This window comes from Psychrilyobacter sp. (assembly GCF_049671765.1).
In the GTDB taxonomy this organism is placed as follows: Bacteria; Fusobacteriota; Fusobacteriia; order Fusobacteriales; family Fusobacteriaceae; genus Psychrilyobacter.
The window spans coordinates 1-1,601 of sequence record NZ_JBATVM010000044.1 but is presented as its reverse complement, the minus strand read 5'-3'; the positions used below and the strand labels follow the sequence as shown (position 1 = coordinate 1,601).

Below are 1,601 nucleotides of genomic sequence, written 5' to 3'. Positions count from 1 at the left end.
TTAATTTACTTATTTTAGGGATATCATGGACCTTATTTTTAATGGAGTGTATAGTTATATTTGTATTTTTTAAGATTTCCTCTTTTACACTATCTACAAAAGAAAATTTTAAACAAATAACTTTATTGGTTTTTCCCTCTCCACTTTTTATTTTTGTATAGTAAATATTTATTTTGGAAGATTTATTTATATCATTGATAACAGGTTTTATAACATTTTTTTCAAAGTCATAAAATCTTTCATAGTAATCATTTTCAACACCGAATATCTCTTTTAACTGAACGAGGTCGTATTTAAAATTTTTATAATCGTAGTGTTCTAATATTTTCGGGTAAAAATTAAAAGTATATTTTTCTTTAAACCTAAGAAAGGTTGATAACTCAATCCTATAGAAAATCGAATTTTTATTTAATGATTGGATCAATTCTAAAGGTGGTGTCACATATATTCCATTATTTTTAAGATAGATAGAATTTAGGAGATAGAATTCTCCTTGAATAGTTTCTTTTTTAAAATTAACTAGGGTAAAGAACATTTTCTTTTTACCTAACCTTAATATTTCATTTTTTATGTTTATTAGATCTTTAGATTTATAAATTGCATATAGTTCACCTAAAGAAAAAAAAGCCATATAAGAATCAGTTGATATTTTTTTTATTAATTTATCTAAAAATATTTTCTCTTTAGATTTTAATTTAGGTTCAATTTTTAGAGAAAACGACTTATCAAATGATTCTGCATCTAAAAATATAGAATTTTTTTCCATTTTTAAATAACCTCCTAAAATTATTTTGTAGATTTTAAAGGTAAAATCTATAGTATTTGACGAAATAAATATAAAAACTAATCGTTATGTGTTGATTATACTCTTTAAAATAGTAAAAGTATATATTTTGTTGATTGAATTAGACGAAAAAAACTTTTTTTTTATTGAATTTGCTTTTGATTTATTCGTAATGTACACTTGCTGTATAGAAGAAAATTAAAAAAAATTTATTTTAAAAAAAGAAAAAATCCAGGAGGGAGTAAAAATGAAAAAAATATTGTTGTTGTGTAGTGCAGGAATGTCTACAAGTATAGTAGTGAAGAAAATGAGAGAGGCAGCAGAAAAAAAAGAAATAGAATGTGAGATAGAAGCAATGGGATTAGAGCAGTTTCATTCAAATCTAGATAAGTATGATGTTTTTTTATTAGGTCCACAAGTAAGGTTTAAAAAAGATGAGTTAAATAAGTTAGCCCAAGAGGTTAACAAAACTGTAGAAGTCATCAATAGTATGGACTATGGAATGATGAAAGGGGAAAAAATCTTAGATTTTGCTTTAGAATTAATAGGGTAACAAGGAGGATATCATGATTAAATATACAAAGGAAGAACTTATAGAGGGGTTTATGCCAATAATTGCAATGGCAGGAACAGCTAAAAGTATAGCATTAGAAGCTCTTCGAAATAAAGATAAAAGTGGGTTATTAGAAGCTAAACAATTATTATTAGAAGCACATGGGGTACATCATAAATATGTTACAGCAGAGTGTGAAGACGATGATAATGTGGTAGTAGAATTAAATTTAATAATTGCCCATGCTGAAGATCAATATATGTC

General features: G+C 25.2%; 2 protein-coding genes and 1 pseudogene. 2 read left to right on the top strand and 1 reads right to left on the bottom strand.

Annotation, left to right across the window (positions count from 1 at the left end; translation table 11 throughout):
* Positions 1-766: pseudogene (locus WBG30_RS01985) on the bottom strand (hypothetical protein); the annotation flags it as partial.
* 265 nt (positions 767-1,031) lie between these two features.
* On the opposite strand from WBG30_RS01985, the gene WBG30_RS01980 reads away from it, so the two are divergent.
* Both WBG30_RS01980 and WBG30_RS01975 read left to right on the top strand, forming a co-directional pair.
* On the top strand, positions 1,032-1,337 hold the full coding sequence (locus tag WBG30_RS01980) for a PTS sugar transporter subunit IIB (protein WP_424502966.1): 306 nt from the start codon (positions 1,032-1,034) through the stop codon (positions 1,335-1,337).
* Between the two features lie 13 nt (positions 1,338-1,350).
* Positions 1,351-1,601, top strand: a 251-nt coding sequence (locus tag WBG30_RS01975) for a PTS lactose/cellobiose transporter subunit IIA (protein WP_424502965.1), incomplete at its 3' end; no start/stop codon positions are given.